15 protein-coding genes are annotated in these 18538 nt (G+C 66.0%); 5 read left to right on the forward strand and 10 right to left on the reverse strand.

From position 1 onward, the window contains the following. Positions 1–499: 499 nt before the first annotated feature. Positions 500–1816 carry an MFS transporter gene (locus AT700_RS27970; RefSeq protein WP_003104851.1) on the reverse strand — a complete coding sequence of 439 codons (1317 nt, stop codon included), beginning with the start codon at positions 1814–1816 and terminating at the stop codon, positions 500–502. 287 nt (positions 1817–2103) lie between these two features. Here AT700_RS27970 and AT700_RS27975 point away from each other — a divergent pair, with 287 nt between their 5' ends. Next, on the forward strand, positions 2104–2508 hold the full coding sequence (locus AT700_RS27975) for an acyl-CoA thioesterase (protein ID WP_003096677.1): 405 nt from the start codon (positions 2104–2106) through the stop codon (positions 2506–2508). A 45-nt stretch (positions 2509–2553) separates the two neighbouring features. Here the strand turns inward: AT700_RS27975 and betA are convergent, their stop codons facing one another. From betA to betI, 3 genes are all read right to left on the reverse strand, one after another. Further along, positions 2554–4239 (reverse strand): choline dehydrogenase, encoded by a 1686-nt coding sequence (gene betA / locus AT700_RS27980; RefSeq protein ID WP_003136284.1) that lies wholly within the window; start codon positions 4237–4239, stop codon positions 2554–2556. Between the two features lie 135 nt (positions 4240–4374). Continuing rightward, positions 4375–5847, reverse strand: a complete 1473-nt coding sequence (gene betB, locus AT700_RS27985) for a betaine-aldehyde dehydrogenase (protein WP_003104846.1) — start codon at positions 5845–5847, stop codon at positions 4375–4377. Between the two features lie 60 nt (positions 5848–5907). Then, the gene (betI, locus tag AT700_RS27990; RefSeq protein WP_003096684.1) at positions 5908–6501 is read right to left on the reverse strand and encodes a transcriptional regulator BetI; all 594 of its coding nucleotides are present in this window, start codon (positions 6499–6501) and stop codon (positions 5908–5910) included. Positions 6502–6833: 332 nt separating this feature from the next. Here betI and AT700_RS27995 point away from each other — a divergent pair, with 332 nt between their 5' ends. Then, positions 6834–8384, forward strand: a complete 1551-nt coding sequence (locus AT700_RS27995; protein WP_003104844.1) for a BCCT family transporter — start codon at positions 6834–6836, stop codon at positions 8382–8384. A 217-nt stretch (positions 8385–8601) separates the two neighbouring features. On the opposite strand, the gene choV is transcribed toward AT700_RS27995, so the two are convergent. From choV to AT700_RS28010, 3 genes are read right to left on the reverse strand one after another with little or no spacing between them, the layout of a single operon-like run. After that, on the reverse strand, positions 8602–9780 hold the full coding sequence (gene choV, locus AT700_RS28000) for a choline ABC transporter ATP-binding protein (RefSeq protein ID WP_003096690.1): 1179 nt from the start codon (positions 9778–9780) through the stop codon (positions 8602–8604). A 3-nt stretch (positions 9781–9783) separates the two neighbouring features. After that, entirely contained in the window at positions 9784–10623 is an 840-nt protein-coding gene (choW, locus tag AT700_RS28005) for a choline ABC transporter permease subunit (RefSeq protein ID WP_003096692.1), read from the reverse strand. Between the two features lie 41 nt (positions 10624–10664). Beyond that, positions 10665–11603 carry a choline ABC transporter substrate-binding protein gene (locus AT700_RS28010; RefSeq protein WP_003104841.1) on the reverse strand — a complete coding sequence of 313 codons (939 nt, stop codon included), beginning with the start codon at positions 11601–11603 and terminating at the stop codon, positions 10665–10667. Positions 11604–12066: 463 nt separating this feature from the next. Here AT700_RS28010 and AT700_RS28015 point away from each other — a divergent pair, with 463 nt between their 5' ends. Both AT700_RS28015 and AT700_RS28020 read left to right on the forward strand, forming a co-directional pair. After that, positions 12067–13443, forward strand: a complete 1377-nt coding sequence (locus AT700_RS28015; RefSeq protein WP_003111339.1) for an L-serine ammonia-lyase — start codon at positions 12067–12069, stop codon at positions 13441–13443. A 419-nt stretch (positions 13444–13862) separates the two neighbouring features. Further along, on the forward strand, positions 13863–14966 hold the full coding sequence (locus tag AT700_RS28020) for a GlxA family transcriptional regulator (protein ID WP_003096699.1): 1104 nt from the start codon (positions 13863–13865) through the stop codon (positions 14964–14966). 46 nt (positions 14967–15012) lie between these two features. Here AT700_RS28020 and AT700_RS28025 read toward each other — a convergent pair whose 3' ends face one another. Continuing rightward, a complete protein-coding gene (locus AT700_RS28025) occupies positions 15013–15261 on the reverse strand; it encodes a hypothetical protein (RefSeq protein WP_003096701.1) in 249 nt (82 codons plus the stop codon). Positions 15262–15529: 268 nt separating this feature from the next. Next, the gene (locus AT700_RS28030) at positions 15530–16423 is read right to left on the reverse strand and encodes a LysR family transcriptional regulator (protein ID WP_003104838.1); all 894 of its coding nucleotides are present in this window, start codon (positions 16421–16423) and stop codon (positions 15530–15532) included. A gap of 107 nt (positions 16424–16530) precedes the next feature. Here AT700_RS28030 and AT700_RS28035 point away from each other — a divergent pair, with 107 nt between their 5' ends. Further along, entirely contained in the window at positions 16531–17598 is a 1068-nt protein-coding gene (locus tag AT700_RS28035) for a YeiH family protein (protein WP_003104836.1), read from the forward strand. Here AT700_RS28035 and AT700_RS28040 read toward each other — a convergent pair. Further along, positions 17572–18537 (reverse strand): acylcarnitine hydrolase, encoded by a 966-nt coding sequence (locus AT700_RS28040; RefSeq protein ID WP_003117174.1) that lies wholly within the window; start codon positions 18535–18537, stop codon positions 17572–17574. The genes AT700_RS28035 and AT700_RS28040 overlap by 27 nt on opposite strands. Position 18538: the final 1 nt, after the last annotated feature.

The raw sequence follows: 18538 nt of genomic DNA on the forward strand, positions 1-18538 counted from the left end.
AAAACTCTCGAATTCACGAGTGTTACTTGCGTTGCTGATAATCTTGCGATCACCAGTCTTACATCACAAGCACCCACACGAATTGCTTGATTCGACTTGTTAAAGAGCAGTTGGTCAAGGCTTTCGTCTCAACCGAGGCCGCGCATTCTACAGCAACCTCTCGTTCCGTCAAGCGTTATTTTCGAAAATTTTCTTTTCTACTCAACCGCTTGCGCCGACCTTCAAACCATCTTCCGATCAGCGGGAGGCGCATTCTACAGCGTTCAAATTCGCTGTCAAGCACCTCGGTGAAGCTTCGTTTCGAGCCCCTTTCGGGACCGAACCGCTGCGGCGAACAACCTGCCGGAGCGCTTCACCACCCCTGGGAGAGAATCCGTAAATCCTTGATTTACAAGCATTTACTCTTCGTCGTCGCCGGGAGTGGTGCGCATTATAGGGAGATAGAAACTGGCGTCAACGATTATTTCAAAAATAATTCAAATAACCGCCGGAAGCGCTTTCAGCCCACCGAAACCGCCTCGCCAGCCGGCTTTTTCTGCGCCAGCAGGTAGAGCCCGACGAGGAAGCCGACCAGGCACAGAGTGACCACGTAGTAAGCCGGCCCCATCGGGCTCTGCTTGAGCAGCAGGGCCACCGCCATCGGCGTCAGCCCACCGAAGATGGCGTAGGCCAGGTTGTAGGAAAAGGACAGGCCGGAGAAACGCACAACCGGTGGGAACGCATTGACCATCACGTAGGGAACGGCGCCGACGATGCCGACGAAGAAGCCGGTCAGTGCATATAAAGGAAAGAGCCAGTCCGGGTGGGCCTTGAGGTTGCCGTAGAAGCTCCAGGACACCAGCGCCAGCAGCACGCTACCGGCAACGAAAGTCAGTCCCGCGCCGTAACGATCCGCCATGCGCCCGGCGACGATGCAGCCAAGGGTCAGGCAGACGATCGCCAGGCTGTTGGCCTTGAGCGCCGTGGCGGCATCGAAGCCGTATACGCTCTGCAGCACGGTAGGGGTCATCAGGATGACCACCACGATCGCGGCCGACAGCACCCAGGTCAGCAGCATCGACACCAGGACGGCGCCACGATGATCGCGGACCACCGCTTTCAACGGCACTTCCTCTGCCAGCGCCTTGCGCTGCTGCAGCTCGGCGAATACCGGCGTCTCGTGCAGCCAGCGGCGCAGGTAGACCGAGAACAGGCCGAACACCCCGCCGAGCAGGAAGGGAATCCGCCAGGCGTAGTCCTGCACCTCTGTCGCGCTATAGAAGCTATTGATCGCAGTAGCCACCAGCGAGCCCAGCAGGATGCCCGCCGTCAGGCCGGAAGTCAGCGTCCCGCAGGCATAACCGACATGCCGTGCCGGTACATGCTCGGCGACGAAGACCCAAGCCCCCGGCACCTCCCCGCCAATCGCGGCGCCCTGGATCACCCTCAGCAGGAGCAGCGCCAGGGGCGCCCAGATGCCGATCTGCGCGTAGGTCGGAAGCAGGCCCATGATCAGGGTCGGCACCGCCATCATGAAGATGCTCAGGGTGAACATGCGCTTGCGCCCGAGCAGGTCGCCGAAGTGGGCCATGATCACGCCGCCCAGCGGCCGCGCCAGGTAGCCGGCGGCGAACAGGCCGAAGGTTTGCAGCTGACGCAGCCATTCCGGCATGTCCGCCGGGAAGAACAGCTTGCCGACCACGGTGGCGAAGAACACGAAGATGATGAAGTCGTAGAACTCCAGCGCTCCACCCAGGGCGGAGAGGGACAGGGTCTTGTAGTCGCTGCGGGTCAATGGACGCTGGGCCGGCGCCTCGGGAGCATTCGCGGATGGCATGTCGGGATTGTTCTCTTTATTCGTTCAGCAAGCATGAGCGGGGTTCGACCGGCAGGCGTGTCGACCTGCGACCCGGGGACGCAGGAGCGAAACCATAGCAAATCGACGAATGTCCACACAGTCGGTCGAAGAGAGAACCGGGCGGTCGTCGGCTGCCCTACTCCTCTATATAATGCCCGGGCGCCTCTGAAAGCTGTCCCAAGACCTTGCACCGGCAGGCGTTTTGGGAGAGTTTTCCCCTAAACCGCGCTTGAACAAGAAATCCGGGGGGCACGAGGCCCTTACCTATGATCGAGCTTGAACAAGAAGACCCCATTCCCCAGGGAGACCTGGCCTTGCAGATTACCGCGCTGCCGCGCGAAACCAACGGTTTCGGCGATATCTACGGCGGTTGGCTGGTATCCCAGATGGACCTGGCGGGAACCGCCATGGCCAGCAAGATCGCCGGCGGCCGTATCGCCACCGTCGCCATCGACCGCATGGCTTTCATGGTGCCGGTCGCGGTAGGTGCCCAGCTTTCCTTCTATACCCAGACCCTGGAAGTCGGCCGCAGCTCGATCCGCATGCTGGTCGAGGTGTGGAGCGACGACCCGCTGTCCAGCGAATGGCGCAAAGTCACCGAGGCGGTGTTCGTGTTCGTCGCCATCGATGGCAGCGGGCGCACCCGCCCGGTCCCGCCACGCCGGGGCTAGACGCAGGAACGCCGGCTATCGCCGGCGTTCTTGTTTGCGCGTTCCTCAGGCCCGCACGGGGTTGCCGCGTACCGGCGCATCCCCGGCCACGTAGTACTTCGCCGTGCTGCGCGGCAGCGGCTGGCGACCGCGGATCCTGTCGGCGATCTTCTCGGCCATCATGATGGTGGTGGCATTGAGGTTGCCGGTGATGATCAGCGGCATGATCGACGCATCCACCACTCGCAGTCCTTCCATGCCATGGACCCGTCCCTGGCCATCGACCACCGCCATGTCGTCGCTGCCCATCTTGCACGAACAGGATGGGTGGAAAGCGGTCTCAGCATGGTTGCGGATGAACTCGTCGAGTTCGGCGTCCGACTGCACGTTCACCCCTGGGCTCAACTCGCGGCCCCGATAGGGGTCCAGCGCCGGCTGGTTCATGATCTCGCGGGTCAGCCGGATGCCGTCGCGGAACTCCTGCCAGTCCTGCTCGTGGGACATGTAGTTGAACAGGATGCTCGGATGCTGGCGCGGGTCCCTGGACTTCAGGTGGATGCGCCCGCGGCTCGGCGAGCGCATCGAGCCCATGTGCGCCTGGAAGCCGTGCTCCTGCACGCCCTTGCTGCCATTGTAGTTGATCGCCACCGGGAGGAAATGGAACTGGATGTTCGGCCATTCGAACGCTTCGCGGGTTCGGATGAAGCCGCCGGCCTCGAACTGGTTGCTGGCGCCGAGGCCCTTGCCGAGGAACAGCCACTGGGCACCGATGGCCGGCTGGTTCCACCATTTGGTCGCCGGGTAGATCGACACCGGCTGCTTGCAGGCGTACTGCAGGTAGAGTTCCAGGTGATCCTGCAGGTTGGCGCCGACGCCCGGCAGGTCATGCACCACCGGGATGTCCAGGTCGCGCAGCAGGGCCGCCGGGCCGACGCCGGAGCGTTGCAGCAATTGCGGCGAGGCGATCGCGCCGCTGCACACCAATACTTCGCGGCGGGCGTGGGCGGTGACCGGGTTGTCGCCGTTGCCCACCAGGTAGGAGACGCCGATGGCGCGCTTGCCGCTGAACAGGATGCGGTCGCTCAGGGCGTGGGTGACGATGGTCAGGTTGGGCCGGCCGCGGGCCTGGTCCAGGTAGCCGCGCCCGGTGGCGGCGCGACGGCCTTCCGGGGTGACGGTCCGGTCCATGGGGCCGAAGCCTTCCTGCTGGTAGCCGTTGAGGTCATCGGTTCGCGGGTAGCCGGCCTGCACGCCGGCCTCGACCATCGCATGGAACAGTGGGTTGTTGCCGGCCTTCGGCGTGGTCACGCTGACCGGGCCGTCGCCGCCATGGTAGTCGTTGGGGCCGATGTCCCGGGTTTCCGCCTTGCGGAAGTACGGCAGGCAGTCGAGGTAGCTCCAGTCCTCGAGGCCCGGCTCCTTGGCCCAGCCGTCGAAGTCCAGGGCGTTGCCGCGGATGTAGCACATGCCGTTGATCAGCGAGGAGCCGCCCAGGCCCTTGCCGCGACCGCACTCCATGCGGCGGTTGTTCATGTAGGGCTCGGGGTCGGTCTCGTAGGCCCAGTTGTAGCGCCGCCCCTGCAGCGGGAAGGCAAGGGCCGCCGGCATCTGGGTGCGGAAGTCGAAGCGGTAGTCAGGACCGCCGGCTTCGAGCAGCAGGACGCTGACGTCGGCATCTTCGGTGAGGCGGGTAGCGAGTACGTTACCGGCAGAGCCGGCTCCGATGATGATGTAGTCGAATTCCTGGGACATGCAGGCCTTCCTCTTTTCTCGGCATGACACCGGCCGCGACGCTGGCGCGCCGGTGTCTGGAAGTTCGGAATGGCCGGTGTCAGGGAGCGTTGCCTGGGACCGGCCTGGTTAGGGGTTCGAGCGCTGCGTCGAGGCTCAGAACACCGAGGCGTAGTCGCCCAGCTCCACTTGCACGGACTTGATGCGAGTGTAATGAGCCAGGGTGGTGAGACCGTTCTCGCGACCGACACCGGATTGCTTGTAACCGCCGACCGGCATTTCCGCCGGCGACTCGCCCCAGGTATTGATCCAGCAGATGCCGGCTTCCAGGCGATGGATGGCGCGGTGGGCGCGGGCCAGGTCCTGGGTCACGACGCCGGCGGCGAGGCCGTACTCGGTATCGTTGGCGCGGCGGATCGCCTCGTCTTCGTCGTCATAGACCAGGATGCTCATCACCGGGCCGAAGATTTCCTCGCGGACGATGGTCATGTCGTCGCTGCAATCGGTGAACACGGTCGGCGCGACGTAGGCGCCATTGCCGAACGCTCCATCGGTCACACGCTCGCCGCCGCACAGCAGGCGAGCCTTCTGCGCCTTGCCGGACTCGATGTAGCCGAGCACGCTTTCCATGTGCGGGAAGCTGACCAGCGGGCCGAAGTTGGTGTTCTCGTCCTGCGGGTCGCCGAGACGGATGCGCTGCACGCGCTCCAGTATCTTGGCTTCGAAGCGGGCCTGCTGGGAACGGTGGATGAACACCCGGGTGCCGTTGGTGCAGACCTGGCCGGAGCTGAAGAAGTTGGCCATGACGGCGATGTCGGCGGCACGGTCGAGGTCTGCGTCGGGGAAGATGATCAGCGGGGACTTGCCGCCCAGCTCCATGGTCACTTCCTTCAGCGACGAGCTGGAAGCGCTGGCCATGACTTTCTTGCCGGTGGAGGTGCCACCGGTGAAGGAGATCTTCTCGATCAGCGGGTGCTCGGTCAGCCACTGGCCGACTTCGCGTCCGCTGCCGGTGAGCACGTTGAACACGCCGTCCGGCACGCCGGCCTCGGTGTAGATCTCGGCCAGCTTGAGGGCCGTCAGCGGGGTGACTTCGCTGGGCTTGAAGATCATCGCGTTGCCGGCAGCGAGGGCCGGGGCGGATTTCCACAGGGCGATCTGCACCGGGTAGTTCCAGGCGCCAATGCCGGCGACCACGCCCAGCGGCTCGCGGCGGGTGTAGACGAAACTGGTTTCGCGCAGGGGAATCTGCTCGCCTTCGATGGCCGGGACCAGGCCGGCGTAGTACTCGAGCACGTCGGCGCCGGTGACGATGTCCACCGAGCGGGTTTCCGCCAGCGGCTTGCCGGTATCCAGGGTTTCCAGGGCAGCCAGTTCGTCGTTGCGCTCGCGGAGGATGTCGACGGCGCGACGGAGGATGCGCGAGCGCTGCATGGCGGTCATCGCCGCCCACACCTTCTGCCCCTCGACGGCGCTCTGCACGGCCCGCTCGACGTCTTCCCTGGAAGCCCGCTGGACCTTGGCGAGCACTTCGCCGTTGGCCGGGTTGATGGTCTCGAAGGTGGCGCCACTGCTGGCCTCCACGTAGCGACCGCCAATGTAGAGCTTCTGTTCTTCGAATCGGGCCATGTTGCAGTCCTCTCTTATCGGTATCGCAGGCGCAAGGCGGCGCCGCGGGGGTTTTCGTCCCTACCCCGACTGTTTTGCCAACTGCTGGTCGAGGTAGTCGTAAGCGATGTTCAGGGCCTCGTCGGTATCGAAGGCGTCGCCGGTCAGCGCGCCACGCAACCACAGGCCGTCGATCAGGGCCGCCAGGCCGCGTGCCGCGGCGCGGGCGTCGTCCGCCGAGAGCTGGCGGCGGAACTGGTAGCACAGGTTCGAATACAGGCGATGGTCGTTGACCCGCTGCAATCGACGCAGTGCCGGCTGGTGCATGCTGGTCGCCCAGAACGCCAGCCAGGTCTTCATCGCCGGACCATTGACCTGGCTGTCGTCGAAGTTGCCTTCGACGATCGCTCGCAGGTGCGCCCTCGGACTGTCGTCGTAGAGCGCCGCGCGGCGTTCGCGTACGGCCTTGCTCAAGGCGCTGAGCAGGTGCCGCATGGTCGCTTCCAGCAAGCCGTTCTTGTCCTGGAAGTAGTGACTGATGATGCCGTTGGAAACACCCGCCAGGCGGGCTATCAGGGCGATGCTGGCGTCTCCCATGCCGACCTGATCGACCGCCTCCAGGGTGGCGTGAATCAGTTGCGAGCGGCGGATGGGCTGCATACCGACCTTGGGCATTGCTATCTCCTCTCGTCGATGGGTGCGTGCGGGCACCGACCGACGTCATTGGTGGCCAGTCTATTTTGTTTTTATTGAACGTTCAATCAACTAAGAATAAGCTCGGCGTCCATGAGCGGCTCCCAGCCTGCGTGCAACCTGGCCCGCGCCGTTCATCACCTCGTCGCCGAAGTCCGCCAAGGATCGCAGAATCCGGGCTTCAAGTGGGGTGGCAATGCTGTGTCTGTAGTCCGCGGCCATAAGCCGCCATGCTTTCACTGCCATGGGGTCATCCTCCAATGAGTACTGCTTCGCCAATAAAAACAAACGAGCAGGTACGTCTGAATCCGATCGTGTTCTTCGGCTCGACCGCACTGATCCTGGTTCTGACCGCCGCCCTCATCCTCTATCCCGACAGCGCCGGAGCCTTGCTCGGCCGCATCCAGGCGTGGCTGTCGCACAGCTTCGGCTGGTACTACATGCTGGCCATCGGCGCCTACCTGTTCTTCGTCGCCTGGGTGGCCTTCTCGCGCTTCGGCACCCTCAAGCTCGGCGAGGAGCATGAAAAGCCGGACTTCAGCTACGGCGCCTGGGCCGGCATGCTGTTCTCCTCCGGGATCGGCATCTCGCTGCTCTACTTCGCCGCATCCGAGCCGATCGACCACCTCTACCATCCACCCGAAGGCGTTCCCGGCAGCCCTCAGGCGGCGCGCCAGGCGCTGCAACTGACCTTCCTCCACTGGGGCCTGCACGGTTGGGCGATCTATGCCCTGGTCGGCCTCGCCGTCGGTTATTTCGCCTACCGCCATCGCCAGCCGCTGGCATTGCGCTCGGCGCTCTATCCGATCCTCGGCGAGCGCTGGGTGAAAGGCGCCGCGGGCCACGCGGTGGATTGCTTCGGCATCTTCGTCACCCTTCTCGGGCTGGTGACCAACCTGGGCATCGGCGCCTTGCAGGTGTCGTCCGGTCTCGAGTACCTGACCGGCATGCCGCACAGCAAAGGCACCCTGCTGGCGGTGATCCTGGCGATGAGCCTGGTCGCCACCCTGGCGGCGGTCTCCGGTGTCGAGAAAGGCATCCGCCGGCTGTCCAACCTGAATATCGTGCTGTTCAGCTCGCTGCTGCTGTTCGTGCTGGTCTGCGGTTCGACCCTGGAACTGCTCAACGGCTTCGTACAGAACCTCGGCGACTATCTCGACGGCCTGGTGCTGAAGACCTTCGACCTCTACGTCTACACCGGTGCCGGCGCCGGCAAGAGCGAGGAATGGCTGGGCCTGTGGACCCTGTTCTACTGGGCCTGGTGGATTTCCTGGGCGCCCTTCGTCGGTATGTTCATCGCCCGCATCTCCCGCGGTCGCAGCGTGCGCGAACTGGTCTGCGGGGTGCTGCTGATCCCGCTGGGCTTCACCCTGGCCTGGCTGTCGGTATTCGGCAACAGCGCCCTGGACCTGGTGATGAACCACGGCGCGACCGACCTGGGCAAGGCCGCGCTGGAACAGCCGTCGATGTCGATCTACCTGCTGCTGGAACACTATCCGCTGTCGAAGATCGTCATCGGCCTGTCGATCTTCGTCGGCTTCGTGCTGTTCCTCACCCCGGCGGATTCCGGCTCGGTGATGCTGGCCAATCTCTCGCGCAGCGGCGGCGAGCTGGACGAGGACGCGCCGAACTGGCTGCGTATCCTCTGGTCGGCCGTCGTCACGCTAGTCACCATCGGCCTGCTGTTCGCCGGCAACTTCACGGCGATGCAAACCGTCGTGGTGCTCGCCGGGCTGCCGTTCTCGGCGGTGCTGATCCTGTTCATGTTCGGCCTGCACAAGGCCATGCGCGCCGACTACGAGGCCCAGGTCGGCGACCGCCGCACCTACCAGCCGGTGCCGGCGCCAACCCAGCCCCAGACCTGAACCCGGCGCCGCTAGGGCGCCCTCGCCAATCAGGTGCGTACTTGGCCCGGCGTTTCGCCGGGCCTTTCTTTTCTGCCACCCGGCGCCCGGCGCATGCCGCAGGAACCGGCGCGCAGGAGCGTGCGAAAGGAAGAACAGACGGAAAAAGCGCGGAGGATAAACGCGAATGCCCGGCAGCGCCGGGCATTCGTAGCGGCCCCGAGCGGGCCGAGGGGGATCAGCCGAGGTTCTTGCCCAGCAACGCGTGGTACAGCTCGCTGTCGCCGAGCACCCCGACCACCCTGTCCTGCTCCTGCAGGACCAGCTTGTGGCCGGTCTGGTAGCGAATCTGCAGGGCATCGCGCATACGGATGCTGACATCCACCAGGGTCGGTTCGCGGCGCAGCTTCTCCACCGGGTCGCCCTGGCGCCAGCGTTGCAGGTCGATGACGTTGCTGCCCTGGCGCGCGCCCTTGAGCACGTCGCCTTCGCTGAGACCGATCCAGCAGTCGCGGCCCTGGTCGAAGCAGATCTCGTCGTTCTGCCGGATGCACTGGTCGAGGCCACGCATCAGGCTCTGGCCGCACAGCACGTTGAGCGGGTTGGTATGGGCGACGAAGGTACGCACGTAGTCGTCCGCGGGGCTCAGCACGATCTCTTCCGGCTTGCCGTGCTGGATGATCCGGCCGTCCTTCATGATCGCGATGCGGGTGCCGATCTTCAGCGCCTCGTCGAGGTCGTGGCTGACGAACACGATGGTCTTGTGCAGTTGCCGTTGCAGCACCAGCAGTTCGTCCTGCAATTGCTGGCGGATCAGCGGGTCGAGGGCGGAGAACGGTTCGTCCATCAGCAGGATGTCGCCATCCATCGCCAGCGCGCGAGCCAAGCCGACGCGCTGCTGCATGCCGCCGGAGAGCGAGTCGGGACGCTTGTCGCGCCACTGCGAGAGACCGACCAGCTCGAGCTTCTCGTCGATCAGCTTCTTCCGCTCGGCGGCCGGACGGCCCTGCATCTCCAGGCCGAAGCCGACGTTCTCGGCCACCGTCAGCCAGGGCATCAGGGCGAACTTCTGGAACACCATGGCGATGCGCTTGGTGCGCATGGCCTTGAGGGTCGCCGGCGAGCAGTTGGCGATGTCCACCTGCGAACCTTCGTGCTCGATCAGCAGCTTGCCGCGGCTGACCTTGTTCAGGCCGTTGATGCAGCGCAGCAGGCTCGACTTGCCGGAGCCGGAAAGTCCCATCAGCACGCAGATCTCGCCGCGGTTGACGTCCAGGCAGGCGTCCTCGACGCCGAGCACCTGGCCGGTGCGCTTGAGGATCTCGGCGCGGCCGAGGCCCTGGTCGAGGAGCTTCAGGGCTTCCTTGGTGTGGGTGCCGAAGATGACGTCCACATGGTCGAATCGGATCGCAGTCATGGCTTATTTCCCCTTCACGGCGCGCTGCTTGCACACCCGGTCGAGCAGGATGGCGAGCAGGACGATGGCCAGGCCGGCTTCGAAGCCGAGGGAGATGTCGGCGGTGTTCAGCGCGTTCACCACCGGCTTGCCGAGGCCATCGGCGCCGACCAGCGCGGCGATCACCACCATCGACAGGGAGAGCATGATGCATTGGGTGATGCCGGCGGCGATGCTCGGCATCGCGTGCGGCAGCTCGATGCGCGTCAGCAGTTGCCAGCGCGAGCAGCCGAAGGCCTTGCCGGCGTCGAGCAGCTCCGCCGGAACGTCCTGGATACCCAGGCAGGTCAGGCGGATCGGCGCGGCGACGGCGAAGATCACCGTGGAGATCAGGCCCGGCACCACGCCGAGACCGAACAGGGTCAGGGTCGGGATCAGGTAGACGAAGGTCGGTACCGTCTGCATCAGGTCCAGCAACGGCCGCAGCGCGGTGTAGAACCACGGCTTGTGCGCGGCGACGATGCCCAGCGGCACGCCCACGGCGATGCACACCAGGGTGGCGAATATCACCTGGGCGAGGGTTTCCATGGTCTCCTGCCAGTAGCCCAGGTTGAGGATCAGCAGCAACGAGGCCAGGGCGAACACGGTCAGCCCCCAGCTGCGCTGGATGAAATGCACCAGCCCTACCAGCAAGGCGATCAGCACCAACGGGTTGAACCAGAGCAAGCCGTTGGTGACGCCATGGATGAGGAACTCCAGGGTGTCGGAGATCTTGTCGAAGAACGATGCGCCATGCAGGGTCAGCCAGTCGACGAAACCGGCGATCTGCTCTCCCAGCGGGAGCTTGTGATCAGTCAGGAACATAATCAGGGTCCATCAAGAGCGGGAAATGAACGACCGGTCGCCTACTTGGCGAACGCCAGCTTGGCCGCGGCTGCGGCAGGCTGCCCGTCGCGCGTGGTGACACCGGCCAGCCAGGCATCCAGCTGTTCCGGGTGATCCTTCAACCAGGCCTTAGCGGCTTCCTCGGGTTTCTTGTTTTCGTTGAGTACCGCGTCCATCAGCTTGTTCTCCATCTCGAGGGTGAAGCTGAGGTTCTTCAGCAGTTGGCCGACGTTGGCGCACTCCTGGGCGTAGCCCTTGCGCACGTTGGTGTAGATGGTCGCGCCGCCATAGTTGGGGCCGAAGAAGTCGTCGCCGCCTTCCAGGTACTTCATCTGGAAGCGGGTATTCATGGGGTGCGGCTCCCAGCCGAGGAACACCACCCACTGGTTGCGCCGGATGGCCCGCTGCACCTGCGAGAGCATGCCCGCCTCGCTGGATTCCACCAACTTGAACTTGCCCAGTTCGAAGGCGTTCTTGTCGATCATGCTCTGGGCGACGCGGTTGCCGTCGTTGCCCGGCTCGATGCCGTAGATCTTGTTGCCCAGCTTGTCGGAGAACTTCGCGATATCGGCGAAGCTGCGCAGGCCGCCGTCGTAGACGTACTGGGGAACCGCCAGGGTGTACTTGGCGCCCTCCAGGTTGGCGCGCAGTGTCTCGACCGTACCTTTCTCGGCGTACTGCTTGATGTCGTTGGTCATGGTGGGCATCCAGTTGCCCAGGAATACGTCGAGGTCGTTGTTGGCCAGGGAGCGGTAGGTCACCGGCACCGAGAGCAGATTGACCTTGGTCTTGTAGCCGAGGGACTCGAGGACCTGGCGGGTGACCGCAGTGGTCACTGTGATGTCGGTCCAGCCGACGTCGGCGAAACGCACCGACGCACAGGATTCGGGCTCCGCGGCCTGGGCTGCCAGCGGTGCGCACAGAGACACGGCCAGCAGCCAAGACTTGCAACCTTTCATAGCGAACTCCTCTGCAGGGTAAGGCGCCGGCGCTACCCCGAAGGGCGCGGCGGTCTGTCTGTATCGGGCCGACCGGTAGCGGCCCTCAGCGGGCAATTCGTGAACGATCATGAAACAGGACGCATCCGTCGCCTACAGGGTGGGTCGCAACCAGTGCAGGCGGGGTCGCATTCAGTACCCGCTGTGTCGCATTCAATCATAGTGGTCTTTGCCGGCGACCAGCGGATGCCGTTTTCGGAGCGGCGCGAGCCCGTTCTCATTCCGACGCCGTGCAGGTGCAGACGCCCCTCGGCCGCAGAGGTTCCCCGATCCGGGCGCGGACGCGGCGCTTTTGGACATGGCCGGGTCGGTGGCGGATGCGGCCCGCCCCGGGGAAAGCCCGATGATGCGCAGGAATCGCGGGCGGAGGAGCCGCCACCCCCACTACGCAGGCACGGATGCCGCGGCAATCCCGGAGGCCGACATGGCTATCAGTGTGTTCGACCTTTTCAAGATCGGTATCGGCCCGTCCAGTTCGCATACCGTCGGCCCCATGCGCGCCGCCGCGCTGTTCACCGCTGCCCTGCGCCAGCGCCAGGCGCTGTCGGCGGTGCGGCGTCTCGAAGTGCGCCTGTATGGCTCGCTGTCCGCCACCGGCGTCGGCCACGGCACCGATCGCGCGGTGATCATGGGCCTGATGGGCGAATGGCCGGATCGTATCGACCCGACCCAGATCGCCCCACGCATGGCCGCCCTGCTCGATAGCGGCCTGCTGCAACTGGACGGCCGCGTGGCGGTACCGTTCGACTGGGTGCGCGACATGCGCCTGCTCGACGAGAACCTTCCCTACCACCCCAACGCCATGACCCTGGTCGCCTACGGCGAGCAAGGCGAACTGCACCAGGAGACCTACTACTCGGTGGGCGGCGGCTTCGTGGTCGATGCGGCACAGGCCGCCTCGGGGCAGCTCGACCAGGACCACACGGTGCTGCCCTACGACTTCTCCAGCGCCGAGGAACTGTTGCTGCTGTGCAAGCGCCACAACCTGCGGGTATCCGAGCTGATGCTGGCCAACGAACGCATCTGGCGCAGCGAGACCGATATCCGCGAAGGCCTGCGGCGCATCTGGCAGGCGATGCGCGATTGCGTCGACAACGGGTTGCGCAACGAAGGCATCCTTCCCGGCGGGCTCAACGTGCAACGCCGCGCCGCGCGCCTGCACCGCAACCTGCAGGAGATCGGCAAGCCCAACGTGATCGGCTCGACCCTCAGCGCCATGGAATGGGTCAACCTGTTCGCCCTGGCGGTGAACGAGGAGAACGCCGCCGGCGGGCGCATGGTCACCGCGCCCACCAACGGCGCGGCGGGGATCATCCCGGCGGTGCTGCACTACTATATGAAGTTCAATCCCGACGCCCAGGACCGCGACGTCGTCGACTACCTGCTGGCCGCCGCCGCGGTGGGCATCCTGTGCAAGAAGAACGCCTCGATCTCCGGCGCCGAGGTCGGCTGCCAGGGCGAGGTCGGCTCGGCCTGCGCGATGGCCGCCGCCGGCCTGGCGGAAGTCCTCGGCGCCACCCCGGCGCAGGTCGAGAACGCTGCCGAGATCGGTCTGGAACACAACCTCGGGCTGACCTGCGACCCGGTTGGCGGGCTGGTCCAGGTGCCCTGTATCGAGCGCAACGCGATCGCCGCGGTGAAGGCCATCAACGCGGCGCAAATGGCCTTGCGCGGCGACGGCCAGCATTTCATCTCGCTGGACAAGGTGATCCGCACCATGCGCGACACCGGCGCCGACATGCACGACAAGTACAAGGAAACCTCGCGCGGGGGCCTGGCGGTGAACGCCATCGAGTGCTGAACCGGAATTGCTCACGAAACGATCGAGACGCCACTTTTTGGCGCATATGACGCGTGACCGGGCGGTCGCCATCCGTCACACTGCGGGGTAACGGCTCGCCGCCCGTCGTTACCTTTGTCGCCACGGCCGCTGCCCCGCCTTCTCGCCGGGGGCCGCCCTGGTGCTACCGAAATGCCCAGGCGCGCGGCGCGCCGCCAGCCGTCGCCCATGCTGTCGTTGTGCCAGGCCCGAGTGGAAATGCCGGGCTAAAGCCTTCCGGCTTTTTTGATTGAACGCCCAATCAATATAGGCATGGCATTTGCCTTGCTCTGGTTACAAGCAACGCCGACGGCGTGGCCCAAGCAGCCACCCGGAAATTCCAACAATCATAAAAAAAGCCTCGTGAGAGGCCTGCTTGCTCAGCGTGAGGAGATACACCCATGACCACGTACGCGCCCGGAGTCCCACCACAGAACCGAAATCCGCAGTCCATCGGCTTCCTGCTGCTGGACAACTTCACCCTGATCTCCCTGGCCTCGGCGGTGGAACCGTTGCGCATGGCCAACCAGCTCTCGGGACGCGAACTCTACCGCTGGCATACGCTGAGCCTGGACGGCCGCCAGGTCTGGGCCAGCGACGGCCTGCAGATCACCCCCGACGCCGGTACCGACAACGCCCCGGCGGTGGATTGCGTGATCGTCTGCGGCGGCGTCGGCATCCAGCGCAGCGTCACCCGCGAGCACGTCACTTTCCTCCAGGCCCAGGCCCGCCAGGGTCGGCGCCTCGGCGCGGTGTGCACCGGCAGTTGGGCGCTGGCCCGCGCCGGCCTGCTCGACGGCTACGATTGCAGCGTGCACTGGGAATGCCTGGCGGCGATGCAGGAAGCCTTCCCCCGGGTGGCCATGAGCACCCGCCTGTTCTCCATCGACCGCAACCGCTTCACCTCTTCCGGCGGCACCGCGCCGATGGACATGATGCTGCACCTGATCGGCCGCGAGCATGGCCGCGAGCTGTCGGCGGCGATCTCCGAGATGTTCATCTACGAGCGCATCCGCAACGAGCAGGACCACCAGCGCGTGCCGCTCAAGCACATGCTCGGCACCAACCAGCCGAAGTTGCAGGAGATCGTCGCGCTGATGGAGGCCAACCTGGAGGAACCGATCGACCTCGACGAACTGGCGGTCTACGTCAACGTCTCGCGTCGCCAGCTCGAGCGGCTGTTCCAGAAGTACCTGCACTGCTCGCCGTCGCGCTACTACCTGAAGCTGCGCCTGATCCGCGCCCGCCAGTTGCTCAAGCAGACGTCCATGTCGATCATCGAGGTGGCCTCGGTCTGCGGCTTCGTCTCCACCCCGCACTTCTCCAAGTGCTACCGCGAGTACTTCGGCATCCCGCCGCGCGACGAGCGCCAGGGCCAGCCGCTGGGCCAGCCGGTGGTGCTGATGCCGATCCCGCAGGACCTGGCGTTGATGCCCAACTCCTCGGCGCTGTCGGCCCTGAGCCAGGCGCAGGGCGAGTCGACCTTCGCCAGCGTGCGGATCTGACGGCGCGTCCCTGCCCGCCCCGTCCACGGGAGCGGGCAGGGCCTTGTCAGCCCCGCGGCACCAGCGCCGGCAGCAATTGCCGGGAAATCGCCTCGCGCACCGCCGGGAGCAGCGTGGCGTGCCCGCCGAGCATGTCCTCCACCAGCCGCCGCAGCGCCTGGGCGCGCTCCGGGCTGAGGCCGCGCACGGCGTATTCGCAGGCCTGCTCCGGAGTCGAGTCCGGCGGCACGCTGAAGCCCAGCGCCTGCAGGCGTTCGCGGAAATCGTCCTGGTCGATCAGATCGGCGTGCATCATCGCGGCAGCTCCTTCGATGGGGATTGCCATCGATTCTGCTGAGCCCACGTCGCTCCCGGCAAGGGGGCTGTCCCGCCTGGACATGGGCAGGTCGTTTTCGGCTAATTCGACCGCCAGCGACACCGCCACAATCGCCTCCAGCGGCTTGCGGAATGCAGCGGACGGCTTCCGGAAAACGCCAGACTCACACTGAGGGCCGTTCCTGGCTCCTTTTTCATCCCCCTCCGCGCGTCGGGCGCGGCAGGGGGATTTTTTTGCCGGAAGCCAGCTAGCCGGCGCCGAGTCCCGCCCGACAGTGTTCCCAGAAACGCTCGAAGCCCGGCGAGAGGAACTTGTCGCGCTGGCGCAGCATGTAGAAGCGCCGGCGCAACGGCGGCAGGCTGCTGCGCAGTTCGACCAGCGCGCCGGAGGCCAACTGTTCCTCGACCACCCAGCGCGACAGGCAACTGATGCCCAGCCCGGCGGCGACGCTGTGCTTGATCGCCTCGGAGCTGCCCAGGTCCAGGCTGTCTTCCAGGTAATGCAGGTGGCCCAGCAGGGCGTGGCTGACCTCCTCGCGCGTGCCCGAGCCGGGCTCGCGCAGCAGCCAGCGCGCGCGGCGCAGGGCCTCGCGGGAGACCTGGGTGCGCGAGGCCAGCGGGTGGCCGGGCGCCGCCACCACGATCAGGCTGTCCTCGAGCCAGGGCTCCACCCGCAGGCCCGGCTCGTGGCAGGGGCCTTCGATGAGGCCGATGTCCGCCGCGAAGGTCACCACGTCCTGCACCGCCGAACCGGTGTTGCCGATGCTGGCGTTGACCCTCACGCCCGGCTGCTCCCGCTCGAAGGAGGCCAGCAGGCGCGGCAGCACGTAGTTGCCGATGGTGCTGCTGGCCGCCACCGTCAGGCTCGCCTGGGGCGCGGCGGAAACCGCGAACTGCTGCTCCAGTTGCGCCACCCCGTCGAGCAGGCGCAATGCCTGGGGCAGAAAGCGGCGGCCGACCTCGTTCAGTTGCAGGCGCTTGCCGACCCGGTCGAACAGGCGCGTGGAAAGCTGCGATTCCAGCTCGTTGAGCGCGGCGCTGGTGGCCGACTGCGACAGCGAGATGGATTCCGCCGCCGCCGTGGTACTGCCGCAGCGAGCCACCGCACAGAAGATCTGGAGCTGACGGAAACTGAGGGCCATGGACTCACCTACCTGTTTTTCAGGTATTTAATACAGAAACTATTCGTTTCACAAATTCATGCCCGCTACCTAACCTGCGTCCCGTGACCTCACCTGAGGAGCGAAGGATGCACACCCTCCCCGTCAAGACCGGTACCAGACCCCTGGCCCAGGTCCAGAAACTCATCCCCGGCCTGCTGCTCAGCGCCGCCCTGGCCGGCGTGGCGATCCTCCTGGGTCGTTCGCAATGGTTGCAGCACAACGGCATCAGCGCGCTGACCCTGGCCATCGTGCTCGGCATCGTCGTCGGCAACACCCTGTACCCTCGGATAGCCGCCGGCAGCGCCGCCGGCGTCGGCTTCTCCAAGCAGATCCTGCTGCGCGCCGGGATCATCCTCTACGGCCTGCGCCTGACCTTCCAGGACATCGCCGGCGTCGGATTGCACGGCGTGCTGCTGGACGCCCTGATGCTCGCCAGCACCTTCGGCCTGGCGTGCCTGCTCGGCACCCGGCTGTTCGGCCTGGACCGCACCACCACCCTGCTGATCGGCGCCGGCAGTTCGATCTGCGGCGCCGCCGCGGTGATGGCCACCGAGCCGGTCGTGCGTGGCCGCGCCGAACAGGTCGCGGTGGCGGTTTCCACCGTGGTGGTGTTCGGCACCCTGGGCATCTTCCTCTATCCGGCGCTGTTCCAGCTCGACCAGGACTGGGGGCTGCTACCGCGCGACCCTGGCACCTGGGGCGTGTACATCGGTGCCACGGTGCACGAGGTGGCCCAGGTGGTCGCCGCGGGTCGCTCGATCGGCATCGAGGCAGCGGATACCGCAGTGATCGCCAAGATGGTCCGGGTAATGATGTTGGCGCCCTTCCTGATCCTGCTCTCGGCCTGGCTGGCACGCGACAAGGCGCACCGCCGGCAGCACAGCGGCGCGACCAAGATCACCATTCCCTGGTTCGCCGTCGGCTTCGTACTGGTCGCCGGGCTCAACTCGCTGGTCAGCCTGCCGCCGGCGCTGGTCAGCCACGTCAACGACCTCGACACCTTCCTCCTGGCCATGGCAATGGCCGGCCTCGGCCTCGGCACGCACCTCTCGGCGATCCGCCGCGCCGGCCTCAAGCCGCTGCTGCTGGCCGCCCTGCTATTCGCCTGGCTGGTGCTCGGCGGTGGATTACTCACCCGCCTGGCGCTCGCCTGAGTCCTCCGCCAGGAAGCCCTGCACGGCCCGCCGCAAGGCCTCGTGCAGGGCTTCCACCTCATCGATGCCGTGGCCGCGCAGGCAGCCATGGACCAGCCCGCTTCCCGGATAGAACCCTGCCTCGCCACCCGCCGCGCGTAGCGCTGCGCCATAGCGCTCGCCGTCGTCGCGCAGCGGATCGAATTCGGCAACCGCCACGAAGGCCGGCGGCAGGCCAGTGAAATCAGCGGCCTCCAGGGGTAGCGCCAGTGGCTGTCGGTGCAGCGCCGCCAGCGGCAGGTAGGCGTCCAGGCACGCCTGCACATCGCCGAGGCCGAGCAACGGCGCGTCGGCGCAGTCGATCCGCGAGGGCGATGGCGCAGCGGACAGCAAGGGATAGAGCAATATCTGCGCGGCCGGCGACGGCGCGCCGCCATCGCGCAGGGCCAGGCACAGCGCCGCCGCCAGGTTGCCGCCGGCGCTGTCGCCGGCCACCAGCAGGCGTCGCCCATCCAGCGCTTCGTCCAGCTCGCCCAGGCTCAGCGCCTGCCAGGCACGCAGGCAATCCTGCAATGCCGCCGGGAACGGATGCTCCGGCGCCAGTCGGTAATCCACCGCCAGCACCAGCAGGCCCAGGCGCGCCGCCAGGTCGGCGCAGATGAAATCGTGTGAATCGAGGCCGCCGAGCATCCAGCCGCCACCGTGCAGGTAGAGCAGCGCCGGCCAGCCACCGGGCGGTGCCGGGCGGTCGGGGCGATAGCGGCGCACGCGCACCGGCGGCGCGGCCGGCAAGCAGGAGTCGAGCACCCGCAAACCGGCCGGGCGCGGCGGCGCGAACGCCTGGCACATCCGCGCGTAGGCCGCACGTTGCGCATCCAGGCGCGGACTGTCGCTGGCGAACGCCCGGCTGTGCTCGACGAAGCGCCACATCGCCGGAGACAGCGGATACTTCGCAGCCATC

The sequence above is a fragment of the Pseudomonas aeruginosa genome (genome assembly GCF_001457615.1).
GTDB lineage: Bacteria > Pseudomonadota > Gammaproteobacteria > Pseudomonadales > Pseudomonadaceae > Pseudomonas > Pseudomonas aeruginosa.

Bases quoted from the DNA above. Each gene is read 5' to 3' on its own strand.
- AT700_RS27970 (WP_003104851.1), bottom strand. From the start codon at position 1,816: ATGCCATCCGCGAATGCTCCCGAGGCGCCGGCCCAGCGTCCATTGACC.
- AT700_RS27975 (WP_003096677.1), top strand. From the start codon at position 2,104: ATGATCGAGCTTGAACAAGAAGACCCCATTCCCCAGGGAGACCTGGCC.
- betA (WP_003136284.1), bottom strand. From the start codon at position 4,239: ATGTCCCAGGAATTCGACTACATCATCATCGGAGCCGGCTCTGCCGGT.
- betB (WP_003104846.1), bottom strand. From the start codon at position 5,847: ATGGCCCGATTCGAAGAACAGAAGCTCTACATTGGCGGTCGCTACGTG.
- betI (WP_003096684.1), bottom strand. From the start codon at position 6,501: ATGCCCAAGGTCGGTATGCAGCCCATCCGCCGCTCGCAACTGATTCAC.
- choV (WP_003096690.1), bottom strand. From the start codon at position 9,780: ATGACTGCGATCCGATTCGACCATGTGGACGTCATCTTCGGCACCCAC.
- choW (WP_003096692.1), bottom strand. From the start codon at position 10,623: ATGTTCCTGACTGATCACAAGCTCCCGCTGGGAGAGCAGATCGCCGGT.
- AT700_RS28010 (WP_003104841.1), bottom strand. From the start codon at position 11,603: ATGAAAGGTTGCAAGTCTTGGCTGCTGGCCGTGTCTCTGTGCGCACCG.
- AT700_RS28015 (WP_003111339.1), top strand. From the start codon at position 12,067: ATGGCTATCAGTGTGTTCGACCTTTTCAAGATCGGTATCGGCCCGTCC.
- AT700_RS28020 (WP_003096699.1), top strand. From the start codon at position 13,863: ATGACCACGTACGCGCCCGGAGTCCCACCACAGAACCGAAATCCGCAG.
- AT700_RS28025 (WP_003096701.1), bottom strand. From the start codon at position 15,261: ATGATGCACGCCGATCTGATCGACCAGGACGATTTCCGCGAACGCCTG.
- AT700_RS28030 (WP_003104838.1), bottom strand. From the start codon at position 16,423: ATGGCCCTCAGTTTCCGTCAGCTCCAGATCTTCTGTGCGGTGGCTCGC.
- AT700_RS28035 (WP_003104836.1), top strand. From the start codon at position 16,531: ATGCACACCCTCCCCGTCAAGACCGGTACCAGACCCCTGGCCCAGGTC.
- AT700_RS28040 (WP_003117174.1), bottom strand. From the start codon at position 18,537: ATGGCTGCGAAGTATCCGCTGTCTCCGGCGATGTGGCGCTTCGTCGAG.